The sequence below is a fragment of the Phenylobacterium sp. genome (assembly GCF_031425575.1).
In the GTDB taxonomy this organism is placed as follows: Bacteria; Pseudomonadota; Alphaproteobacteria; order Caulobacterales; family Caulobacteraceae; genus Phenylobacterium.
Map to the genome: position 1 here is coordinate 1 of NZ_JANPJP010000274.1, position 4,038 is coordinate 4,038.

General features: G+C 66.1%; 4 protein-coding genes and 3 pseudogenes. 2 read left to right on the forward strand and 5 right to left on the reverse strand.

The genetic code is table 11. The features are described from left to right. Positions 1-168, reverse strand: a pseudogene (locus RMO97_RS15585) (arsenate reductase ArsC); the annotation flags it as partial. Between the two features lie 11 nt (positions 169-179). Further along, positions 180-533 (reverse strand): metalloregulator ArsR/SmtB family transcription factor, encoded by a 354-nt coding sequence (locus RMO97_RS15590; protein WP_310541957.1) that lies wholly within the window; start codon positions 531-533, stop codon positions 180-182. 27 nt (positions 534-560) lie between these two features. Here RMO97_RS15590 and RMO97_RS15595 point away from each other — a divergent pair. Beyond that, positions 561-752 (forward strand): annotated as a pseudogene (locus tag RMO97_RS15595) (arsenical resistance protein ArsH); the annotation flags it as partial. Between the two features lie 25 nt (positions 753-777). Here RMO97_RS15595 and phnE read toward each other — a convergent pair. From phnE to phnC, 3 genes are read right to left on the reverse strand one after another with little or no spacing between them, the layout of a single operon-like run. After that, the gene (phnE, locus tag RMO97_RS15600) at positions 778-1,590 is read right to left on the reverse strand and encodes a phosphonate ABC transporter, permease protein PhnE (RefSeq protein ID WP_310541958.1); all 813 of its coding nucleotides are present in this window, start codon (positions 1,588-1,590) and stop codon (positions 778-780) included. Further along, on the reverse strand, positions 1,590-2,591 hold the full coding sequence (gene phnD / locus RMO97_RS15605) for a phosphate/phosphite/phosphonate ABC transporter substrate-binding protein (protein ID WP_310541959.1): 1,002 nt from the start codon (positions 2,589-2,591) through the stop codon (positions 1,590-1,592). Before phnD ends, phnE begins: the two co-directional genes overlap by 1 nt. Then, positions 2,588-3,382 carry a phosphonate ABC transporter ATP-binding protein gene (gene phnC, locus RMO97_RS15610; protein ID WP_310541960.1) on the reverse strand — a complete coding sequence of 265 codons (795 nt, stop codon included), beginning with the start codon at positions 3,380-3,382 and terminating at the stop codon, positions 2,588-2,590. Before phnC ends, phnD begins: the two co-directional genes overlap by 4 nt. Before the next feature lie 378 nt (positions 3,383-3,760). Between phnC and RMO97_RS15615 the strand changes: the two are divergent. Further along, a pseudogene (locus RMO97_RS15615) lies at positions 3,761-4,038 on the forward strand (type III PLP-dependent enzyme); the annotation flags it as partial.

Consider the following 4,038-nt stretch of genomic DNA (forward strand, 5'->3'; position numbering starts at 1 on the left):
CAAGGCGTGCGGGTTGACCTGGCCCTTGGGCATGGAGCCCGCCGAGTAGCCCTTGAACCGGCCCTGGCCTTCCTTGTTGATCAGAGCCTCGGCGATCACCGAGCGGGCGGAATTCCCGGTGCAGAGGAAGAGGACGTTGTAGACCTTGTCAGTCGTCGGCTCAGCCATGTGTCGCCTCCCTAGCAGGCATGGCCCTCCGCCTCGCAGCTCTGGCTGGCGATCTTCGCCAGGGGCCCGCAGATTTCCGGCGCGCCGCCGCAGCAGTCCTCCATGAGGAAGGCGAGCAGGCCGCGCATGTGGTCGTAGTTGGCGGTGTAGATGATGGACCGGCCATCGCGACGGGAATCGATCAGCCCCGCATGGCTGAGGATGTTCAGGTTCGCCGAGAGGGTGCTGGGCGAGACCTCCATCTGTCGGGCGATGTCCCCCGCCGCCACTCCGGATGCGCCGGCCTGAACCAGCATGCGGAAGACCGAGAGCCGGCCCTCGTGGGCGAGAGCGGAGAGACTTACAGTCGCGGGCTTCAGTTCCATATTTCCAACCTAGTTGAAATATACGACGGACGGATGAAACCCTCGGCCTATTATGACCGGGTCGTGGACGTGATGGAGGAGCTGGTGGAGTTCACCCTGCTGACGCGGGACCGCTCTGACTATCTCGTGGACCGGTACAGCGAGCGTAAGGCCGACGGGCGGCCGACAGCCGAGGTCTCCGCCATCCTAGAGGGCGCCGTGGCGACGCCAACCGTCTAAAGCTCACTCGCTACGGGCCGCGGGTCTACAGAAGGCGGGCGCGGATCGTCTGGCTGAGCATGTCGATCATGGTCACCGCCACCACGATGACGATGGCGATGGCCGCGACCTGGGAATAATTGAATCCATTGAGAGATTCGAAGAGGGTCTGGCCGATCCCGCCGGCCCCGATCAGGCCCAGGACCGTGGCTGACCGCGAGTTCGATTCAAACCGGTAGAGAGCATACGAGCTCCACAGGGGCGCGACCTGGGGGATGACGCCCCAGACCACCTCCTGCAGCGGTGTCGCGCCGGTGGCGCGAACGCCCTCCACCGGGCCGCGGTCGATGGATTCCACCGCCTCGGAGAACAGCTTGGCCAGGACGCCGCCGGTGTTCAGCGCCAGGGCCATGACCCCGGCGAAGGGCCCCAGGCCCACCGCCACGATGAACAGCAGGCCCAGAACCAGGTCGGGCACCGAGCGCAGCAGGTTCATCGCCAGGCGCATGGGCTGCTGGAGCCAGATCGGGGAGATGTTGCGGGCGCAGACCAGGCCGAAGGGAATGGCCAGAAACACCGCCAGACAGGTGCCCCACAGGGCGATCTGCACCGTCAGCCACATCTGGGCGACATAGAGCTTCCAGTTGGTGAAGTCGGGACGCAGCAGCTCGCGGCCGAACTGCTGCATGTTCTCCGAGTTGGAGAACAGCATGGGCAGGCGGTTGATCTCCACCGGCCCGAAGCTGATGGCCAGGAACAGGATCACCCCGCCCCAGACTAGGAGGTCGGGAGCCCGCTGAACCAGGGTTCGGCTCGGGGGACGGGGCATGCCCGCCATCTTCGGATCGGTGAGGGTCATCAGACGTCCGGATTGACCGCGCGCCGCTGGGCGGCCTTGGCGCGGATGTCGTCGAAAGCGGCCTGGGCCTTGGCGATCTTGGCGGCGTCGCCCCCTCGCTTGGCGTCGGCCAGGACTTCCGAAGCCTCCATCTCGCGGATCGGATCAAGGTAGGTGTTGTCGGCCGGACGGAAACCCCCATAGGCGAGGCCCTTGAGCACCTCGCGCTGCTTGTCGGCGCGCGGCCCGGTTCCTGTCCCATAGGTCAGGAAGAACTGGCGGATCTTCTCACGGATCGCCGGGTCCAGATCCTTGCGGGCGACGATGGAGGATTCCGGCAGCGGCGGAGAGTTCCAGATCACCTCGATCTTGGCGGCCACCTCGGGGTTCTCGCGGGCCGCGAACACCAGGCCGACCGAATTGTTGGTGGCCACGTCCAGCACGCCGTTGGCGACGGAGAAGACGTTGGTCTGGTGGCTGGCCGAGCGGACCCCCTTGAAGCACTCAGCCGGCTCGATCCCGCGCGGGGTGAAGAGATAGGTCATGGGGGCGAGTGTGCCCGAAGTCGACTTGGCGTCGCCAATCCCGAACGAGTAGCGCTTATCGCACTTCAGCACGTCCTCCAGGGTGATGCCGCTGCCCTTCTTGACGATCAGCACCGAGGTGTAGGAATCGGCGCCGCCGGCATCGACCACCCGCCCCAGAACCACCCCGTCCGCGCGACGGGTCGCCTCCAGGGCCGGAAGGGCGGAGAACCAGCCCACCTGCACCTGATTGAAGCGCATGGCCTCGATCAGGGAGGTGTAGTTGGTGGCGAAATAGGGCTTCACCTTGACGCCGACCTGCTCGGACATGTCGTCGAGCAGGGGCTGCCACAGGGGCTGCATCGAGGCCTGGTTCTCGGCCGACAGGATCGAGAAGGTCAGCTCCTTTGGCGCGCCGGCGGTCTCGGCCGGCTTCTGGCCGCAGGCGGCGAGGGTCAGGACGGCGGCCAGCGCCGTCAGAACGTGGCGGCGGATCATTTCGGCGCTCCTTCCCAGAAGGCGTCTTCGAATTCGGGACCGTAGATGTCGATCAGCCGCTCACGGCCCAGGCCGTCGATGGGACCGTCATAGACCACCTTGCCGGCCTTGAGGGCCACCACGCGCCGGCAGTAGCGCAGGGCGTAGTCAACCTGGTGGAGGGTCACGACGACGGTGAGGCCGTCTGTGGCGTTCAGGTCGCGCAGTAATTCCATGACCTTGCGCGCCGAAACCGGGTCCAGGGAGGCGACGGGCTCGTCGGCCAGGATGATCTTGGCCTTCTGCACCAGGGCGCGCGCGATGGCGCCACGCTGCTGCTGGCCGCCGGACAGGGTGTTGGCGCGCTGGCCGGCGTATTCGGCCACGCCGACGCGGGAGAGCGCGGCCATGACCGCGTCCTTGGTTTCCTGCGGCCAGGCGCCGAAGGTTCCCCGCAGCATGGGGATACGGCCCAGCGAGCCCAGGGCGGCGTTGGTGAAGAGGGTGAGGCGGCCCACCAGGTTGAACTGCTGGAAAATGAAGCCGACGCGGATGCGGGTCTCGCGCACCTTGCGGCTGATCTTGCCGTTGGCCTGAACGGGGCCGCCGAACGCCTCAATGACGCCCGCGCCCGGGTCGATAGCCTGCAGGCCGCTGATGGAGCGCAGGAGGGTGGATTTACCCGAGCCCGACGGGCCGATGAGGGCGATCATCTCGCCGCGGGAAACGCTGAGGGACACGCCGTCGAGGGCCTTGCGAGGACCAAAGCTCTTCGAGGCGTTCCGTACGGACAGAACGGCGGCGTCAGGCATGAATGCAGAGGCTTTCCAGGTCGGCGCGGGCAAGGGCCGGAGATGCGTCATCGCCGACCGTCGCGACGACTTCATGACACGGCGCCCGCCGTCCGGTCTAGCGTCCGTTACGCCCTGGGGCGCCGTCAGCCCGAGACGTCCGCGAATGCCCCCGGACCGCGCAATTTCCTTCCCCTGCGACTGTCACAAATCTCTTCGCGAAGGTCCCCTCGCAAGCCTTGGCCAGGTCAGGGTTTGCGCGTGATCCACCGCGCCAGAATCAAACCCCTTTACACGGGGGTCATATGCCCCTATTTCACCGCGCTCCGGCGGACCCGAAGTCCTCAAAAGCGCTGCTAACGCCGGCTAGGTTCAACAATCCATTGGGGGTTACGTGAATTGCACACGTATCAAACGCCCCTGGACCTGGTCCGTCAGCGGTCCCCGGAACGTCCTGTCGCAATAGCGCGACCTGACGCGGTGGCTGTCGCGGCGCGCTGGTTCCAGGAAAATTTCCGAGGCGACGTCTTCTACGCCGTAAAGGCCAACCCTTCGCCGTGGGTCATCGAGACCCTCGCCGCCAATGGGGTGACCTCCTTTGATGTGGCCTCGATCCCGGAGATCGAACTGGTCAGCCAGTTCGCGCCGGGCTCGCGCATGGCCTTCATGCACCCGGT